The organism is Paenibacillus cucumis (ex Kampfer et al. 2016), assembly GCF_019748695.1.
In the GTDB taxonomy this organism is placed as follows: Bacteria; Bacillota; Bacilli; order Paenibacillales; family Paenibacillaceae; genus Paenibacillus; species Paenibacillus polysaccharolyticus.
Genome location: NZ_JACLIC010000040.1, coordinates 1 through 19,472 on the forward strand (window position 1 = coordinate 1; position 19,472 = coordinate 19,472).

At 46.5% G+C, this 19,472-nt stretch carries 14 protein-coding genes; 4 read left to right on the top strand and 10 right to left on the bottom strand.

Going from position 1 to position 19,472, the window contains the following annotated elements; genetic code table 11:
* Positions 1-673: 673 nt before the first annotated feature.
* Positions 674-3,532 (bottom strand): excinuclease ABC subunit UvrA, encoded by a 2,859-nt coding sequence (uvrA, locus tag H7T88_RS22555; protein WP_221790427.1) that lies wholly within the window; start codon positions 3,530-3,532, stop codon positions 674-676.
* A gap of 213 nt (positions 3,533-3,745) precedes the next feature.
* The gene (uvrB, locus tag H7T88_RS22560) at positions 3,746-5,737 is read right to left on the bottom strand and encodes an excinuclease ABC subunit UvrB (protein ID WP_221790428.1); all 1,992 of its coding nucleotides are present in this window, start codon (positions 5,735-5,737) and stop codon (positions 3,746-3,748) included.
* A 185-nt stretch (positions 5,738-5,922) separates the two neighbouring features.
* On the opposite strand from uvrB, the gene H7T88_RS22565 reads away from it, so the two are divergent.
* Together H7T88_RS22565 and H7T88_RS22570 are read left to right on the top strand one after the other, a co-directional pair.
* Positions 5,923-6,723: a flagellar motor protein gene (locus H7T88_RS22565; protein ID WP_221790429.1), complete on the top strand. Its 801-nt coding sequence runs from the start codon at positions 5,923-5,925 to the stop codon at positions 6,721-6,723.
* The gene (locus H7T88_RS22570) at positions 6,707-7,534 is read left to right on the top strand and encodes a flagellar motor protein MotB (protein WP_221790431.1); all 828 of its coding nucleotides are present in this window, start codon (positions 6,707-6,709) and stop codon (positions 7,532-7,534) included. The genes H7T88_RS22565 and H7T88_RS22570 overlap by 17 nt, the downstream gene beginning before the upstream one ends.
* Before the next feature lie 269 nt (positions 7,535-7,803).
* Here H7T88_RS22570 and H7T88_RS22575 read toward each other — a convergent pair whose 3' ends face one another.
* The 3 genes from H7T88_RS22575 to H7T88_RS22585 are packed head-to-tail and all read right to left on the bottom strand — an operon-like array spanning position 7,804 to position 11,109.
* Positions 7,804-8,979 (bottom strand): ABC transporter permease, encoded by a 1,176-nt coding sequence (locus tag H7T88_RS22575; RefSeq protein ID WP_221790433.1) that lies wholly within the window; start codon positions 8,977-8,979, stop codon positions 7,804-7,806.
* Positions 8,972-10,162: an ABC transporter permease gene (locus tag H7T88_RS22580; protein WP_221790434.1), complete on the bottom strand. Its 1,191-nt coding sequence runs from the start codon at positions 10,160-10,162 to the stop codon at positions 8,972-8,974. Before H7T88_RS22580 ends, H7T88_RS22575 begins: the two co-directional genes overlap by 8 nt.
* A gap of 11 nt (positions 10,163-10,173) precedes the next feature.
* Positions 10,174-11,109: an ABC transporter ATP-binding protein gene (locus H7T88_RS22585; protein ID WP_260511084.1), complete on the bottom strand. Its 936-nt coding sequence runs from the start codon at positions 11,107-11,109 to the stop codon at positions 10,174-10,176.
* Between the two features lie 202 nt (positions 11,110-11,311).
* On the opposite strand from H7T88_RS22585, the gene H7T88_RS22590 reads away from it, so the two are divergent.
* Both H7T88_RS22590 and H7T88_RS22595 read left to right on the top strand, forming a co-directional pair.
* Positions 11,312-12,529 (top strand): sensor histidine kinase, encoded by a 1,218-nt coding sequence (locus H7T88_RS22590; RefSeq protein ID WP_221790436.1) that lies wholly within the window; start codon positions 11,312-11,314, stop codon positions 12,527-12,529.
* 70 nt (positions 12,530-12,599) lie between these two features.
* The gene (locus H7T88_RS22595; RefSeq protein ID WP_221790501.1) at positions 12,600-13,238 is read left to right on the top strand and encodes a response regulator; all 639 of its coding nucleotides are present in this window, start codon (positions 12,600-12,602) and stop codon (positions 13,236-13,238) included.
* A 51-nt stretch (positions 13,239-13,289) separates the two neighbouring features.
* Here H7T88_RS22595 and H7T88_RS22600 read toward each other — a convergent pair whose 3' ends face one another.
* From H7T88_RS22600 to ftsE, 5 genes are all read right to left on the bottom strand, one after another.
* Positions 13,290-14,621, bottom strand: coding sequence for a PDZ domain-containing protein (locus tag H7T88_RS22600; protein WP_221790438.1), 1,332 nt, complete (start codon positions 14,619-14,621; stop codon positions 13,290-13,292).
* Between the two features lie 64 nt (positions 14,622-14,685).
* A complete protein-coding gene (locus tag H7T88_RS22605) occupies positions 14,686-16,158 on the bottom strand; it encodes a S41 family peptidase (RefSeq protein ID WP_154891285.1) in 1,473 nt (490 codons plus the stop codon).
* 256 nt (positions 16,159-16,414) lie between these two features.
* Entirely contained in the window at positions 16,415-17,695 is a 1,281-nt protein-coding gene (locus H7T88_RS22610) for a murein hydrolase activator EnvC family protein (protein ID WP_221790441.1), read from the bottom strand.
* A gap of 163 nt (positions 17,696-17,858) precedes the next feature.
* Positions 17,859-18,776, bottom strand: a complete 918-nt coding sequence (ftsX, locus tag H7T88_RS22615) for a permease-like cell division protein FtsX (protein ID WP_154984706.1) — start codon at positions 18,774-18,776, stop codon at positions 17,859-17,861.
* On the bottom strand, positions 18,766-19,452 hold the full coding sequence (gene ftsE / locus H7T88_RS22620; protein WP_221790443.1) for a cell division ATP-binding protein FtsE: 687 nt from the start codon (positions 19,450-19,452) through the stop codon (positions 18,766-18,768). Before ftsE ends, ftsX begins: the two co-directional genes overlap by 11 nt.
* Positions 19,453-19,472 lie beyond the last annotated feature (20 nt).

Genomic DNA, 19,472 nt, shown 5'->3' on the forward strand with positions numbered 1-19,472 from the left:
CATTTACCAGTACATTGAGTTCTATTACAACCGCAAGCGAATGCATGGTGCGCTAGGTTATCTTTCCCCTACTCGTTTTGCGAAGAAGTTTACGGACAAATCCGTCGCGTAAGTGTCTACTTTCTTGACATTGGTCCATGGTGATCGTTAGAATTCTGATTCACCTTATTTTGCTCAAATAAGCTCACCTGTGATCGTTAGATACTTAGCGTAATAATTCATACAATTAATACACCAACTTACTCCTTAATGCTCCTTAATGCTTCTCAACGATTCTTAACACTTCTCAAAATTCCCTTAATTTTTATAACGCCTCTCACTTCTCCCCAATAAAGTTACAACTTCGTGGAATCATTTCATTTTTTTAAACACACATTGCAATTTCCCTCAAACTATCCTCTTCTTTAACATCAAAAAAACCTTCCTACCCTAGAAAAGGTGGTGGACTATCATCCACAGCCTATTTGCCAGGTAAAGAAGGCTTACATTTTTATTCCAACTCAGTATCTAATTAAGCAGTCCTAAAGCACAGCACCGCGCTCTGGTGTCGCGTGCCGTGCAAAAAATCTCACAACTCCACGGTGTAGAGTGTCACACACGCCATAGAGCATCTGCGTAATTGACTATAAGTAATTCAATTTACAGATTTGCTACGCTCTTACTCTTACGCTGACTACTCCGCCAGTTGCAGAGCTCTGCTCCGCTCTGTATCGCGCTCCAGTACAGGTTTTAGATACTTACCCGTATAGGATTCCTGCACTTTAATAATATCCTCTGGTGTTCCTGTTGCTACAATTGTACCGCCGCCGCTTCCACCTTCTGGACCCAGGTCAACAATATAATCGGCTGTTTTGATGACATCCAGATTATGCTCAATGACAAGCACAGACTCTCCTGAATCGACGAGGCGATGCAAGACGTTCAGCAGTCGGTCGATATCATCGACGTGCAGACCAGTCGTAGGCTCATCCAGAATATAGATCGTCTTGCCAGTACTACGTCGATACAGCTCGGAAGCAAGCTTCACACGCTGTGCTTCACCACCGGACAGTGTTGTTGCAGGTTGACCGAGATTGATGTAACCAAGGCCTACATCAAGCAACGTTTGCATTTTGCGATGAATTTTCGGAATGTTCTCGAAAAACTGAGTTGCATCCTCTACGGTCATTTCAAGCACATCTGCAATATTTTTGTTTTTGTACTTCACTTCAAGTGTTTCGCGGTTGTAACGTTTGCCTTTGCAAACCTCACACGGCACATATACATCCGGCAAGAAGTGCATCTCGATTTTTATAATTCCATCTCCACGGCAGGCTTCACAGCGTCCACCTTTGATATTAAAGCTAAACCGGCCTTTTTTATATCCGCGTACTTTTGCTTCATTGGTCTGTGCAAACAGGTCACGAATGTCGTCAAATACACCGGTATAGGTTGCCGGATTGGAACGTGGAGTTCGTCCGATCGGGGACTGATCGATATCAATAACTTTATCGATATGCTCCAGACCACGAATCTCCTTGTGTTGCCCTGGACGTACTCGTGCACGATTCAAATCACGTGCCAGCGTTTTGTACAAAATTTCGTTGATCAGTGTAGATTTACCTGAACCGGACACTCCCGTTACAGCGGTAAACACACCCACCGGAATCTTTACATTCAGATTCTTCAAGTTGTTCTCTTTGGCTCCGCGCACTTCCAACCAGCGATCGCCAACACTTCGGCGTTCGGTACGAATCGGGATAAACTTCTTGCCACTGAGGTACTGACCTGTCAACGAATTCTCGTCATTCATAATCTCTTCAGGTGTACCTTGTGACATTACTGTCCCGCCGTGAATACCTGCACCTGGGCCAATGTCGATAATATAGTCCGCTGCCATCATCGTATCTTCATCATGTTCGACAACGATCAACGTGTTCCCGATATCCCGCATATGTGCGAGCGTGGAGATCAAACGATCATTATCCCGTTGATGCAGTCCGATACTTGGCTCGTCCAGAATGTAGAGCACTCCCATCAGGCTGGAACCGATTTGAGTCGCTAGTCTGATCCGTTGTGCTTCACCACCGGACAACGTTCCCGCAGCACGGCTTAGCGTCAGGTAATCCAGACCTACGTTAACGAGAAAACCCAAACGGCTGTTAATTTCTTTTAAAATCAGTTTGGCAATGGTCTGTTCTTTTTCGGTCAGTTGAAGTGACTCAAAGAAACGTCCCGCTTCACCGATGGACAAACTAGTCACATAAGCCATGTTGTGGTCATTAATGGTTACAGCAAGACTCTCTCGTTTCAGACGTTGCCCTTTACATGTACCACAAGGCTTGGCACTCATGTATCCTTCAATGAACTCACGGATACCTTCTGAACCTGTTTCGCGATATCGACGCTCCAGATTATTAACGATCCCTTCGAACGTAACTAATGCTTCTTTACGCTGTCCGAAGTCATTTTCATAACGGAAACGAATTTTCTCAGACCCTGTTCCTTGCAGCAGCTTGTTCATCTGTTCAGCAGGAAGATCCTCTACAGGAACATCTTGCGGAATGTTGAAATGTTCGCATACGGATTTGAGAAACTGCGGATAATACGTGGACGTTCCTCCTGTCCAGGCATCAAACGCTCCTTCTTCAATCGATTTACTGCGATCCGGCACAAGCAGATCCGGGTCAACAATCATTTTGACACCCAAACCGTCACAATCCGGACATGCACCAAATGGACTATTAAAAGAGAACATCCGAGGCGCCAGCTCATCAATACTGAATCCACACACCGGACAAGCAAAGTTGGAACTGAAGCGCAGTTCTTCTTCACCGATAATATCCACGAGCAGCTGCCCACCAGACAGATTAAGTGCCGTTTCAATGGAATCTGCCAATCGAGCTTGAACATCATCCTTCACAACGATCCGGTCAACGACAACATCGATGGTATGTTTTTTATTTTTCTCTAGCTGGATGTCCTCTGACAGGTCTCGTAATTCCCCATTAACCCGTACACGGACAAACCCTTGTTTAGATACATCGGCAAAAACACTTTTGTGCTCTCCTTTGCGTCCCGCAACAATGGGAGCCAAAATCTGCAACCGGGTACGTTCAGGGTATTGCATGATACGATCCACCATTTGTTCTACGGTTTGGGATGTAATTTCGATCCCGTGATCCGGACAATGCGGATGACCCACACGAGCAAACAGGAGACGCAGATAATCATAAATTTCAGTAACGGTTCCTACTGTGGAACGCGGGTTACGACTTGTTGTTTTCTGATCAATGGAGATCGCAGGCGATAGCCCCTCAATCGAATCGACATCCGGTTTCTCCATCTGACCTAAAAACTGACGTGCATAGGCAGACAATGATTCTACATAACGCCGTTGTCCTTCGGCATATATCGTATCAAACGCCAGCGAGGACTTGCCTGATCCGCTCAAACCGGTCAATACGACAAAGCGGTCACGCGGAATAGTAATATCGATGTTTTTTAAGTTATGCGCTCGTGCGCCTTTGATGACAATGTTCTCGCTCGCCAATGGTATTCATCCTCTCATTGCTTTTCTATAAACCTCTTAACCAAATTCGTCATTTTTATCAGTATAGACCTGATTTTGCGATTTCAACATGTCTTATTATCGGGTCAATGGATACATTTATTTACTTCGATTTACTCAATAAGAGAACGGCCAGACTGGCCGTTCTCTTATCATCCATGTTCAATCAATGAAGCTTCCTCTATCGATTTACATCTATTCTGCTCGCAATTCCAGCAATGCATCACGAAGCTCGGCGGCACGCTCAAACTGCAAGTTTTTGGCTGCATCTTTCATCTCCGCTTCCAGACGCTGAATAAGCGACTGGCGCTCCTTCTTCGACATCTTCTCGGCGGCGCCAGTCAGATACTCGTTTTTGGATTCAGCAACCTTCGTTGCCTCAATGACATCACGCACTTTTTTGCGAATGGTCTGCGGTGTAATGCCGTGTTTTTCATTGTACTCCATCTGAATGGTACGGCGTCTCTCGGTCTCTTTTATCGCTTTATCCATGGAATCCGTTACTTTGTCACCATACAAAATAACTTTACCCTCACTGTTCCTTGCGGCACGCCCGATTGTCTGAATCAGGGAACGCTCGGAACGCAGGAAACCTTCCTTATCCGCATCCAGAATAGCTACCAATGAAACCTCCGGCAAATCCAGACCTTCCCGTAGCAAGTTAATACCAATCAATACATGGAAGGTACCCAGCCTCAGATCACGCAGAATGGACATCCGTTCCAATGTTTTGATCTCCGAGTGCAGATATCTAACCTTAATGCCAACTTCCTTCAGGTAATCCGTCAGGTCTTCCGACATCTTCTTGGTCAGCGTAGTGATCAGCACACGCTCGTCTTTGGCAATCCGGTCGTTAATCTCTGCAATCAGATCATCAATCTGTCCTTTTGTTGGACGCAGCTCAATAACAGGATCAAGCAGGCCAGTCGGACGAATGATCTGTTGCACCATCGTATCGGTATGCTCAATTTCGTAAGGTCCTGGCGTCGCCGATACATAGATGATCTGGTTCATTTTCCCTTCAAACTCTTCAAACTTCAGCGGACGGTTATCCAGTGCAGAAGGCAAACGGAAACCGTGATCCACCAACACCGTCTTCCTCGCTTGGTCACCATTGTACATCGCACGGATCTGCGGCAATGTAACGTGTGACTCATCCACCACGATCAACATATCATCCGGGAAGTAGTCCATCAGGGTGTATGGCGTATCCCCGCGTTCACGGAAGGTCAGCGGCCCGGAGTAGTTCTCGATCCCTGAGCAGAACCCGACTTCCTTCATCATCTCGATATCGTAACGTGTACGCTGCTCCAGTCGCTGTGCTTCCAGCAACTTGCCTTGCTCACGCAATACTTCAAGCCGTTCTTCCAATTCACGTTCGATGTTCACCAGTGCCACACGCATCGTTTCTTCTTGGGTTACGAAGTGAGATGCCGGGAAAATAGCAATATGCTCGCGCTCACCGATTAATTCTCCGGTTAAGACGTCAATCTCGGTAATTTTCTCGATCTCATCCCCGAACAACTCCACTCGAATGGCATGTTCACCCTTGGAAGCCGGGAAAATCTCAATAACATCGCCACGGACACGGAACGTGCCACGGACAAAGTTAATATCATTCCGCTGATACTGTATCTCTACAAGACGGGACAGAATCTGATTACGTGGTTTCTCCATTCCAACCCGCAGAGACAACAACATACTGGAGTAGTCATGAGGTGATCCCAAACCATATATACAGGATACACTTGCTACGATAATGACATCACGACGTTCGAACAAGGAACTGGTCGCGGCATGTCGCAACTTATCAATCTCTTCATTAATACTCGAATCCTTCTCGATATACGTATCTGAGGAAGGAATATAGGCTTCTGGTTGGTAGTAGTCGTAATAACTGACAAAATACTCAACCATGTTATTTGGAAAAAATTCTTTGAACTCACTCGCCAACTGTGCTGCCAGTGTCTTATTGTGTGCAATAATCAACGTGGGTCGCTGTAGCTTGGCAATAGTCTGTGCAATGGTAAACGTCTTACCCGTACCCGTTGCACCCAAAAGCGTCTGGTATCTCTTCCCTTCCTGAACACCCTTCACCAATTCCAGAATGGCTGCTGGCTGATCACCTTGGGGAGAAAACTCTGACTCGATTTCGAACGTTTTGTCGCTCATAATAATATCGCTCATTGCCGTATCTCACCCTATCGTCTAAAATAATAGTCACTATATATTGTCGAAGTTATATATTGTCGAAGTTCCCCGAATTTCCAGTTGGGAAAACTTATAGTAATAGGAATATTTGTTCCCGTTCAATTATACCTTGTTCGTTTTAGTGATGCAAACGTGAAATGAAGATAGGAGTGGGTTAATTTATGGATATTGCGACACTTATCGGTATAATTGCCGGAATTGCCGCAGTTATCAGCGGTTTTTTGTGGGAAGGCGGCCATATGTCCGGCCTGTTACAAAAAACGGCTGCTCTAATCGTGTTCGGCGGCACCATCGCTGCCGTTGTAGCCAGCTTCCCTGCACATCGTCTGCGAACGATCCCTGCTGCTTTACGTATGGCCTTTGGACGTCGTGCTCAGGATTCCAAACAATGGGTCGAAGAACTGATCGAGATGTCATCCATTGCCCGCAGATCCGGTGTGCTTGCTCTGGAACGCAGAGTTGTGGATCATCCCCATCCCTTTTTACAAGATGGCATCCAGATGGTTGTCGACGGTACAGACCCGGATGTTGTTCGGCAGATTCTGGAGATGGAAATTGATTCTGTAGAGCAGAAACATGAGGGTTATGCCAAAATATTCGAATCTGCCGGTGGTTATGCCCCAACGATGGGGATCATCGGAACCGTAATGGGACTTATTCAGGTACTCGGAAGCTTAACCGATCCAACCGGACTCGGACCAGCCATTGCCGTTGCTTTTACAGCCACTCTATATGGAGTTGCCAGTGCTAACCTGATCTTTTTACCTATCGCTTCCAAAATCAAATCCAGAGGTGCTGACGAGGTGCAAGAAATGGAGATGATGCTTGAAGGAGTGCTTGCCATTCAAAATGGCGAAAATCCACAGCTCGTTCGCAAACGGCTAGAGTCTTTTACACTGTCGCACCGCCAGGTCTTGCAATCTCCGCTCGCAAAGGAGGGATTAGATGAGTCGTCGCAGTAAACGGCGTGCCAAACGCGAAGCTGCTGACCATCGGGATCGCTGGATGATTACCTATGCGGATCTCATTACGTTGCTACTGATTTTTTTCGTCATCATGTACGCCATGAGCAATCTGGATACCGGTAAATACGACGTCGTGACCCAATCCCTTCAAAGCACTTTTAATAAATCCGACTCCATACTTGAACTGGGGAACGGACTCGGCGAGACACCAGGTCAAACCATCACCAAGCCCCCCCAGGGAAGCTCAGAGGATGATCAAGATTCGTCATCAGATTCGGACAAAGATACCCCGGATGATAGCAACCGTCCGCTCACGGAGCGGGAAGAACAATTCAGGACTCAGGAACAGGAATTACAAAATCTGTTCAATGTGATTACCCAATATATCGAAGATAATAAACTGGATAATCAAATTTTCGTGGCAGACAAACCGCAAGGTATCTCCATTACGCTCAGTGATCGTTTTCTGTTTGATCAAGGACAAGCTGCCTTGAAAAAAGATGCTGCTCCTACACTTAGCAAACTCGCCAGTTTGTTTCGTAATCTTCAAATGGTGGTCAGTATTGAGGGACACACGGATAACATCCCAATAGGAGCCAATTCCGCGTACAAGGATAACTGGGAGTTGTCCGGTGAACGTGCGTTATCAGTACTACGCTTTTTCATCGATCAGGAGAAACTCGACCCCGACCACTTCCAATATGCAGGGTATGCGGATACCAGGCCAACCGGAGACAATACAACAGCAACTGGAAGACAGAAGAATCGCCGGGTTGAAATTACGGTGCTTCGCCAATTACAGCCATAGTCAGTTATCCCGCAAAAAAATACATGCATGACCTCAGCCTCTATTAACCGACTACGAAGTCATGTTACAAAAAAACAACTCAGTAAAAAGCACGTTTGACTGTATTCATCCCGTCAAACGTGCTTTTTTGACTGTATTCTAAATTACCCTTGCTCTTGCTCTTGCTCTTGCTCTTGCTCTTGCTCTTGCTCTTGCTCTTGCTTTCACTCTTAACTCTTAACTCCTAACTGACTCCCTCTATCTCTTTTCCTATTTACACCACAACCAATTTACGCATCCATCCCCGGTTGATTGGGACGAAGAATCACGGAACCGACAGCCAGCAGGATCACGGCCATGGCAAACAGGATCAGCAGCGGCAGGGTGATGTCTGCCAGCGTGCCTCCGGCGGAGATCGTTTCGACTGCCTGAATCGTCCATTTTTGCGGTACGAAGTTCGCCAGCTTCTGCATATACTCCGGCATGATGGATAACGGCCAGAAACAACCCCCAATCATACAAGTTGGTACAATGATGAGCGAGTTCAACATACTGGCATTTTTCGATTCACGGATCAGGCCACTCACGGCACTCGCTAATCCCATCGATACCAGCATAAACGCTCCAAGAATCAGAAAGTGAATACCAAACGGAATCCCTGCATCATAATGCAGCACCCAACGGCTTATACCGAGCACGAGCATAATCTGGATGACTCCAATCGCCAGACTACCCAGAAAGTTTCCTAGCGCGATCTCATATGACCTAACTGGAGCGGTATACATTCGAGCCATCGTATGTTGTTTTCGATCGTCCATAATAACAGCCACTGCACTCGTTAACAGTCCCATCATGAACATAATCGTGAATCCGGTGACGTTATTTAAACCTGGCTTGGGATACAGTTGCAGATGTAATGCTTCCCCGGATAGATGATGCCTCCCAATCTCTTGCAGGAGCTGTTCGAGTTTCGCTTCCTGACTCTTAGCGTCAGCTTTAGAAGGCAACATGGTAGCAGATGTTTGTACGGCAACAGCAGACTGTTTCAACCCATCCGCAACCCCTTCGGCGGCTGCTCGTAGGATGTATGAGCTTTCGCTGACACGCATTTCAATCCACTGGATCTCCACAGGCTTCCCCTGTAACAGCGATTCGGTGTAATTGGCGGGAATTACAATTCCCATGCTTGCTTTTTGGCGAACGATATCCGATTTCACTTCTGCCTCGTTACTCGCAGCTTTGAAGCTGTAGTCTTTCGTACGAGCGAGCTCTTTGATCATCCATGATCCAGCGATCCCCTCATCCATATTGACATAAGAAACAACCGCACGACTGGCCTGCTCACTTCCAAAAAGAGCAACTGCACCTGTCACAACAAGGCATGGTAGCAGTAAAAATGCAACAAACCCACGTTTACGTCCCAGTGTTCTCCGGATCATTAACCAAGCGATATACAGACTATTCATAACGATATCCAACCTTTCTGTATATCACTGCAGCAGCTGCTGCTAGCACTGCACACACGGCCCCAAGCATGAAAATATTGTGCATGACCTCTTGCAAAGTTGCACCCAGCATCATACTCAGAAAACTTTGAAGCGCCCAATGATTCACCGTGAATTCGCTAATGCGCTGTACAAAATCGATGGCGATCGGAGTAAACCCGCCGCTAATAAAAGTCATCACGATGATAATCCCCTGCATTAATGCAGTAGCTGAAGCAGCACTTTTACTAACCAAGGCTACAATAATACCCAAGGTCATTGACGCCAGCGTAATAAGTATACAGATTAGTACAATCAACCACGGATGACCACCCCAATTCACACCAAATAATAGGTTGGTCATGACGATAATAATGATTGCTTGTAAAAAGGCAAGCAAACTGTTACCTGCAACTTTGCCAGCAAAGATCACTCCATTGCCTACTGGCGTTGCCTGAAGACGCGCGAGCGTTTGTTTGTCGCGCTCCGTAAACAGGCTGTTAACGGTGGTCATGCCAGAGTACAGCATAAACATCGCCAGCATGGCTGCTGCGTAATATTGTGAAGCGCTGTAGGATTGACCGGAATTCCCCGGGCTACTGACCTTAATATTTGGCTGTGCTGATGGCAATCCAGTGCCATCCTGCGTTGAAATCGCCATCACCGTTTCTGGCCCAAGGACTTTTGCAATGGCAGCCTGTCGATTCAACTCATCCGTAAAGCTAGTGAATACGGTCTGCCCCACTACATTAAGTGTATTGTCTTTTCCAAGTATCCATTGTAGCTTAACGGTTTTTCCTGCCATCCATTGTTGCACCATATCCGAAGTAATGATTACCGCAAAATCAAGATCTCCTTGTTTTAACGCATCCATCGTTTCGTCCTGTGAAGACATGTTTTTCACTTTTATCTTTTGGGCTACTTCAGGTGCAGCCACAAAGGCTTTCAGGGCTTCACCTACCGGAGAGGATATCGCTTCATTTGATTGCACAATCCCCACGCGCAACGTATCAGGCGTCGTATCTTTTCCTGTTCCCATCGCGCTCGATAATGCCGTTCCCAAGATAAAAATTAATAATAAAGGCAGAATGAACAGATTAATCACTACAGAACGAATTTTCAAAATACGTCTGAGTTCAAAGATACAAATATGCCATATACTCATGCCATCTCCTCCTAGTCTCGAAGCGTACGCCCGGTCAGATTGAGGAAAAGCGTCTCGAGATCCGGTTCTTCGACCCGGAGAGATTGAATGGACATGTCATGCTTGCTGCAAATAAACAGCATATCTTGCAGCGCCTGCTGTGCCGAAGGCAGCATAATCGTTAATGTGTCTTCCGTGACTTCTACTGCCCGTACCCGCGGGTGAAGCTTAAGTTCTTCCACAGCACCGGCATCCAGGCCGGAGGTGGTAAGTACAATTTTTTCCTCCGATGCAACGCGTTCCCTTAACTCAGCCTCGGTTCCACAAGCAATAATCCGGCCTTGATCCATGATAGCCACCCGATTACTGATCGCTGCAACCTCCTCCATATAATGACTTGTATAGATGATGGTCGAGCCCATCTTGTTGAGCGTTCGCACCGATTCAAGAATGTGATTGCGAGATTGTGGATCAATGCCCACGGTGGGTTCATCCATTATGATCAGATCCGGCCTGTGACTGAGCGCACATGCGATGTTGAGTCTGCGTTTCATGCCGCCCGAAAAGGTGGATGGAGCATCCTTGGCCTTATCTTGCAAACCGACAAATTCAAGAGATTCCTGCACTCTTTCTTTGAGCTTCTTCCCTCGTAATCCATAGAGCCGGGCAAAAAAAGTAACATTATCCGCGGCACTCATCGTTTCATACAAAGCCAAATCTTGCGGAACCAGCCCAATCTTACGCTTCACATCGAGTGGGCGCTCCTTCACCGATATGCCGTCCAGTCTGATCTCTCCCTGATCCATGCTGAGCAGACCTGCAATCATGCTAATGGTGGTGCTTTTTCCCGCTCCATTCGGGCCAAGCAGACCAAAAATCTCTCCCTTTTGCACACTTAAGTTGAGGTGATCCACCGATAACTTGCTCCCATACCGTTTTACAACGTGATCCATTTCCAATATGTTCATCTACGTATGCCCCTCCCATATGAGCTCTTACCGCGATATTTCTAAGTCTATTGTATCGAATGTCTCCCCTTGGCGAAGGTACATAAAGTCATCATTCAAAGGTGACTTAAGTCATCTCCTGATGTGGCGGTGGCCTATGTTATAATCAAGGATGCGTTATCGTCTTATTCTCCATTATGTTAAAAAAGGATGTCATCTACATATGCCCTTGGGATTCCTTCAATATGGTTTATTGGTTGTACCTGCTGTGTTTTTCAGTTTGACCCTACCTTTACATGGCGAAGCATTGTACACCTTTTACATCCTCATCTCGACCTTACTCGCTGTAGCGAACCGCTTTACCCGTTCAGGCGCACAGCAATCACTGTTATTTCTGGCAGAAATAATGTGGGCCAGCTGGTTGATCGCGCTATACGGCCCCTTTATGATTTTCATCTCTCTATCGGTTCTCTATGTTTATATGTATCGGCTCGGTGGATCTGTAAGATGGTTCATTCTAGGGATTCAGCTGATTACAACAAATCTCGCACTGTATTGGCATGTTGCAACTCCAACTACGCTCAGTCTTAGAGCCATGGAAGTTCAAATGAACACCATTAGCTGGCTCTCGGACTCTGTGAAGCTGAGCATTGGCGTAAACTTGCTCTTATGGATGACAGCAGCTCTCTCCTGGCAAGGAGCCAAAGCTGCAAACGGTCGCAAGCAACTGGAGCATGTGTATGACGAGCTACGGCATAAGCATTATGAGCTACAAGAGACGCGTGCACAATTGCTGTCATTTTCCAAACAATTAGAAGATGCGGCTCAGGCAGAAGAGCGTATTCGAATATCCCGTCAGCTTCATGATGATATCGGACATCGGCTAATACGCACCAAAATGATGTCAGAAGCTGCCTTGCTCACGCTACCTTTGAATAACGAACAGGGTACTGAAATGGTCAAGCAGATTCGAGATCAGCTGGCTGCAAGTATGGATGATATGCGTAACACCCTTCATAAACTTCGTCCTGATTTTCATGCATCTGATGCCTACGCTTTGGATCGTCTATTAGAAGAAGTCGGTCGCGATACAGGGATACAGACTCATTACGAGATTATTGGTCAGCCACACACTCTCTATCCAAGTACGCAGATTGTGTTGTACAAAAACGCCAAAGAAGCTGTAACGAATGCCATTAAACATGGAAAGGCCACTTCCATTCGTTTGCAACTGGCTTTTGGGCATCAGGAGATTCGTATGAGCATCAGTAATGATGGCAGCATGCACTCCCTTTTAGATACAAGTGTAACAACAGGCCTTGGGCATGAGGGTATGCGTCAGCGTACACAGTTCATTGGAGGTACCATTGAGGTTCAACCCACCGCCCCATATACCGTTATCACTCGAATCCCCATTACAAACAAAATGAATTTACTGTAAAACGGAAAGGAATATGCTCATGCCAGAACCGAACAATAGCACTCAGAAAACATTGTCCGAGCAACCTTCAATGATTCAAGTCCTCCTTGTCGATGACGATCCCTTCATTCGGGAAAGCCTGAACGTGGTGCTCGGCCTCGATGCGGATATCCACATTACAGATACGGCTTCCAATGGGACGGAGGCACTTGTCTGCCTTGAATCAGGAACACCTGTAGATGTTGTACTCATGGATATACGTATGCCCGAATGTGATGGGGTCGAAGGAACTCTTCTGATCAAAACCCGTTTCCCCGATATCCAGGTACTGATGCTGACAACCTTTGACGACGATGAATATATCATTCAAGCTATACAGAACGGAGCGAGTGGTTATCTACTCAAAAACGTCCCTCCTGACCGGATCGTACAGGGCATCAAAACCGTCTATAACGGGGATATGCTGATCCATCCGGATATTGCACGCAAACTCGCGGGCTTGCTCCGAACACCAGCTTCTCCTCCGGTAGACGAGCCACTTGAAACGCATGGGCTTACACGCATGGAGCTTTCCGTTGCCGAAGCTATATCTGAAGGACTATCCAACAAAGAAATTGCCACTAAACTGTTTCTCAGCGAGGGTACCGTCAAAAACTATGTAACTGAAATCCTGGGTAAGCTGCATTTGCGTGATCGCACCCAGATAGCCATTTTTATTTTGAAAAAATAAAGCAAAAAGGTACTTCCTCACGCCAGCGAAGGCGTCTGGAAGTACCTTTTATTACATTTCGACTGATCCTTTGTCACTCACTACAGGGGCTGGTGGTAAAGCCAGTGGAGCTTCGTCGATACGCTGCTGCTCTTTCCGGCGTGTGAATAATTTGAGCGTAATCACATGCAACAACGTCACCGGACGTGGCTGAACTGCCCATGCTTCATGTTTATCCGGTGCCATAATCACACCAAGCTGGTGGTGCTCGCCTTCGTAAATCGCTCGTTGCATAAACTTGCTCTCTCCCTGATGATTACGCACCTCCAGCTTGCAAAAAGCCGGATTCATCCGCAGTGCCCGGTGTAGCTCTTCGGGAGAATGAACGAGTATACCGTTCACTTTATACAATGTCTCCCCTGCCTCAATTCCGAGCTCTGCTGCAGGACTCTCTGGAATCACACTAAGTACCTTAAGTCCATGCTGAGGGTGAACAAATGCAGGACTAAGTTGCTGCTCTTCCAATGCGCTGTACCACACCAGGAGTTCATGTCCGGTAAAAGCTACCAAGGCTGCAATCACTGTCAATGGTGACCACCATACGGCAAGCAGACTGAATACAAGTAATGCCAAGCTATACAGCATCAAACGTTTAGCTGAAACCTGGAGTTTACGCCCAGGTAGCATACTTTGTGTATTTTCGCTAAATCCCAGCAAGATGGGTAGTGCCATTAGCGTGTAGCCCTGACCTGCATGAAGTAGCGGAGTCCACGCCAGTTCTGTGATACCTCCGGTTGTCGGAACAAGAATTAGTAGTGGAACCGCCCAGAAGAGTTGCATCTGATATCCGCCTACCAACTTCCCGCGTTTACCTTCCATCAGAAACGGTGAGGCCATAGATACACCCTGCATTCGTGCCAGTATAGCTTCGCCAAAATGCAGCAATGCAGCCAGCACGAGCAATGCAGGCATGTCCAATGCACGCACCGTCTCCACAGCTTGTCCAAGCATACCGGAAGGTTGCCAGCTGGAAGCCACATTCAAAGCAAATTGCAGTATTCCCAGCGCCCCTGCTGCATAGGCGAAACATAAATAGCGGATACGAATAAGAGCTAAGACCAATGCTGCAATCCATATGCTAATCAGACTTCCCAGCGTAAGATAAGTGCCCAGGAAAAGAGATATCATGGACACAATTACACCAATGACAATTCCCCCAAGAACCGCTCGAATCGCCTGCGTGATCGAACTCTGCATACGTACATGGAAGAGTTTCCGTTCCTGGAGCAACTGACGATGATAAATTAAAGCAATCAGAATCACTGCCATATAATAAAACGGCTGAATCAACAACTGTAACAATGCTTCCCCTAATACAGTTAACCAAGGCCATACCCATTCCATTGTAGCATTTCACTCCTCTCCTTCAGCCGGTTCAGAAAAAAAGAAGGCTGAAAATCAGCCTTCTTTATGGCTTCGACACAGCGGACGAAATATCCTTTGAGACATTTTCGATCGCGCGTTTCAGCTGTGCATCATATTGAGGATTGGCAATACGTTCAATCAGAGATGCTTCCAGAGACTCTGCCGTTTTCTCATCGATTTGGCCAGTAACCTGAATGCCTTTTTTCTTCTGGAACGCCTTGACGGCTTCTTCGGTCTTTTGGTCGTAGTATCCGTCTACACGATCCGGCTTGAAGTCAAGTCCTCTCAGCATCGTCTGCGCACTCTTCACATCCATGCTATTGCTGTCATATTTCAGTGGCAACTTCTCTTTATTAATCGGCGCAACCGAGAAATAGTCTGGCTGGTTCACTGCAATATCCGGTTTGATGCCTTTTTCATGAATCCAGGTACCGTTTGGTGTCAACCACTTGGCGATCGTAATCTTCAGCAGGCTACCGTCGCCCATCTGTTTATCGTAGCTGGTCTGCACCGTTCCTTTACCAAATGAATTTTCACCTACCAGTGTAGCACCAGCAGATTGTTGCAAAGCTCCTGCCAGGATTTCGGAAGCACTCGCGCTACCTTTGTTCATCAAGACGGTAATAGGATAAGGTTTGGCTGATCCATTCGATTTACTTTGTTCCTTCTTGCCATTTTTATCTTCAACCTGAACGATGACTTTACCTTTCGGTACAAACTGTTCTGCTATATCGATAACGACTTGCAGTACACCGCCCGGGTCATTCCGTACATCGATAATCAGGCCTTTCATATTCTGCTTCTCGAGCTTAGCAAGTTCTTCTTTGAAGCGTTCACCTGTATTCAGAGAGAACTGCGTAATGTTGATGACACCAATACCGCCATCTTCCATATGCGCATAGACGGTTTCCAGATCTATATCATCACGAACAATCGTGAATTCAATTGGCTCTGTTGATCCCGCACGTTTCACCTGTACTTTAGCTTCGCTACCCTTTGGACCTCTAATCTTGTTAACCGCTTTGTTGAGCTCAAGTCCTTGAAGTGATTCGCCGTTAACAGACATAATGATGTCTTTCGCACGGATACCTGCTTTTTCAGCAGGTGAGCCTTTGATTGGGGAAACGACAACGACATTACCGTCTTGCGAGGAAACCTCTGCACCAATACCGGTAAATGAACCTTCGATAGACTCTTCAAACTGGGCAGCTGTTTCCTGTCCCATATAGTTGGAGTAGGGATCACCGAGAGATTCCATCATGCCGTTAATCGCACCATCAATCAGCTTGGTACGGTCGACATCTTTATAATAGTTACTGGAGATCAAATCCATTGCGGTTTCAATCTTCTTTAAATCGTTTTTCTGCTGCGAGCTGCCGGTTACACTTGCCAGCAGTCCTTCGCCGGGTTTTACCTGGCTTGTAATGCCCGGGTAAGTCATTAACACGATGGTTAACAGACTCCCGCCAAGCAGTCCCAAAATAACGAACAGCAGCGCCGATCTTTTTTTCATCATCCGTTTGTCACCGCCTTTAGTATTGAAGCGCATCCGATTCGAACTGCCCCGAATCATTCCCTGAACATGCCAGCTTAGTATATGTCTAGCTTGTACGGATTATGATTTTTCCATTCGAAGTTTAGACTATATAATTTGAACTGAAAAGTTTACACAGCCCACTCCAATGACAGAATAACCTTACAATCGCTGTTATTCCTCTCCGTAAATGAATAGTTCAACTTAATATAAGTTGCATCGCATTAAATCAGACAATCTACAAATAGTTCATCGGATTCACAGCTGTTCCATTATCACGCACTTCAAAGTGCAAGTGAGGCCCAGTTGAGTTCCCTGTATTGCCAGACTCGGCAATCGTATCGCCTTTATTTACCGTATCTCCCTTGCTAACCTTGAATCCACCTTCACGCAAATGGCCGTACAATGACCACAGACCTCCGCCATGATCAATAATAACCGTGTAGCCATAGCCACTATACCATTCAGCCATAATGACAATCCCGCCGGAAGCCGCATGAACGGATGTGCCTACTGGAACGGCAAAATCGACACCTGCATGTAGTTTGCCTACTTCCCCTGTAATCGGGTGAATTCGCGGACCGAACGGTGAAGAAATGCGTCCACCAGACACCGGTCTTGCAAAAATACCGCTACCTGACGAATAAGTTACCTCACCGTTGCTGCTTGAACTTACACGTGTTGGCGCCTTGGCTGCTGCTTTGGCACGTGCCGCAGCTTGGGCCCGAGCTTTGGCTGCAGCTGCGGCCTGTTGCTCACGCAATTTATTTTTCTCCTGTAACAGAGCTGAGCGTTTGCCAGCAATCTGCATCAACACAGCTTCCTGCTCAGCCGTCAACTCTTCGGATTGTTCAATTTTAGCATCATATGAAGCCAGGAGCACCTGCTTTTCTTTCTCTTTATCGTTCAGCTGCGACTTGCGCTGTTTCTTCTGTGAATACAGGCTTTTGGCCTCCGCATATTGTCGGTCCAAATCTGCCTTTTTCTCTACCACAAGTTGCTTGTCCTTTTTATGTTCATCCAAGAGATGCTGATCCTGATCCACAATCGTTTTAAGCGAGTCCGCACGGGTCAGAAAATCGGTAAAGCTGGTGGAAGATAAAAGGACATCAAGGTAGGATACTGCCCCATCCGTATACATCAGGCGTACACGTGACTCTAGCAGTTTTTCTCTTGCGACGATCCGGTCTTCTGCTGCTTGCAGATCTTTTTTCGTTGTACGAAGATCTTCCTCCGTATTTTCAATCTGCAACGATACACTGGCCAGCTCATCACTCACGACATTGATCTGTTCCAAGACAACCTTCAGGTAAGCATTGGTTTTGTTCTTGTAATGTTGCGCTTCCTGTTTATTGGCCGCAGCCTTTTTTTGCTCCTGCTTGGCGGAAGCCGCCTTGCTCTCCAGTTGCTGAATCTGTTGATCAATATCGCTGATGCTATTCTTGGCATATCCGTCAGAAGGTTGAAACGTCATACCGGCCAGTAACATAAAGGCCAGCAGCGAAGCGGTTTTTTTCAAAATGATGATCCCCCATCCTATGAATTCACAAGAAAGCAACCTGCACAGGTGGTGAACAGCATGTTCTTTGCTTTCTTTCATCAAAACAACAGTTGCGTCTTTTCTACATATCGTCAAACAGCGTTCAATAATGAACCTGTTTTTTCATTCTTTTCGACATTTTCTACACTTTGAGCGACTTGCGAATGGACAGTGTACTGCCCAAAATGCCTACGAGCACACCAAGACCAATCAGCAACGTTCCCATCAGTGGCCAGATCTCGCTGAGTGGAATTAGATTCAGCATCTGCATGAAGACATCCTGACCAATCGTTGACATCAATTGACTATATCCGAAGAACAGAACCGCGACCGTAATGACGGAACCGATCAGTCCAATTAACGCCCCTTCAATAAAGAAAGGCCAGCGGATAAAGGTGTTGGTTGCACCCACCAGTTTCATAATGCCAATCTCCCGGCGGCGCGCCAGAATCGTTACGCGAATCGTATTCGAGATCAGGAACATCGACATCAGGCCCAGTCCCCCTACAAAAATAAATCCGATATTACGAACAAGCTTCGTAAATTTGAATAACACATCTACCGTTTCCTTGCCGTAGTTCACTTTCATGATCGGCTTCTCGGCATGTTTCTCGTTCAATGCTTCAATCTTCTGCGCGACAAAATTGACCGTTTCCGGTTCAATTACCTTAACTTCAATCGTATCTGGCAATGGATTGTTATCTACATCGAAACCACCGAGAACATTATCCGCATTTTCGCCTAGACGATCACGAAATTCTTTTAATCCTTCATCCTTCGGAACAATTCGAATCTCGCTGACTTCAGGCATGGCACTGATCTCCTGACCAATGACATTGCGCAGGTTCTCGTCCACATTCAGCTCCAGAAACGTACTGATCTCTACCTGGCTGTCTACCTGATTGGCCATAGAATTCACGTTAAGCACAAGCAACATAAACACGCCAAGAATAAACAGAGAGACGATAATCGACATGACGGAGGCCACTGACATCCAGCCATTGCGGAATACGTTCTTGAAGCCCTCCCGCAGATGTCGCAAGAGAGTACTAAAATTCATAACCGTATTCCCCTCTCATCTGATCCCGTACAATCTGTCCGCTTTCAATGGCGATAACCCGTTTACGCATCGTATTTACAATATCTCTGTTGTGCGTAGCCATCACAATCGTTGTGCCCCGAAAATTAATTTCGTCCAGCAATTGCATAATGCCCCATGACGTCTCAGGGTCCAAGTTCCCTGTAGGCTCGTCCGCAATAATAACAGATGGATTGTTCACAATCGCACGTGCGATTGCAATCCGTTGCTGTTCCCCGCCTGATAGCTGTGAAGGTTCGCGATTAGCCTTGCTGCGCAGTCCTACCAGATCGAGCACTTCCATAACCCTTTTCTTGATGTGACGCTTCGGCGCTTCAATAACTTCCATCGCAAAAGCCACGTTCTCATATGCTGTCATCTTCGGTAGCAGGCGGAAATCCTGAAATACAACACCGATATTACGACGTACATAAGGGATTTTTCGTGGTTTCAACTTGCCAATATTAAATCCGTTAATGGATATTTGCCCTTTGGTTGGCACTTCTTCTCTGTACATTAATTTCATGAATGTCGATTTGCCTGCACCGGATGGACCAACGATATAGACAAATTCATTGCGGTCGATCTTCACCGACACCCCTTGTAATGCGTGGGTACCATTGGCGTAGGTCTTCCACACGTCCTGCATTTCTATCACATCATCACTTCCTGCTCACA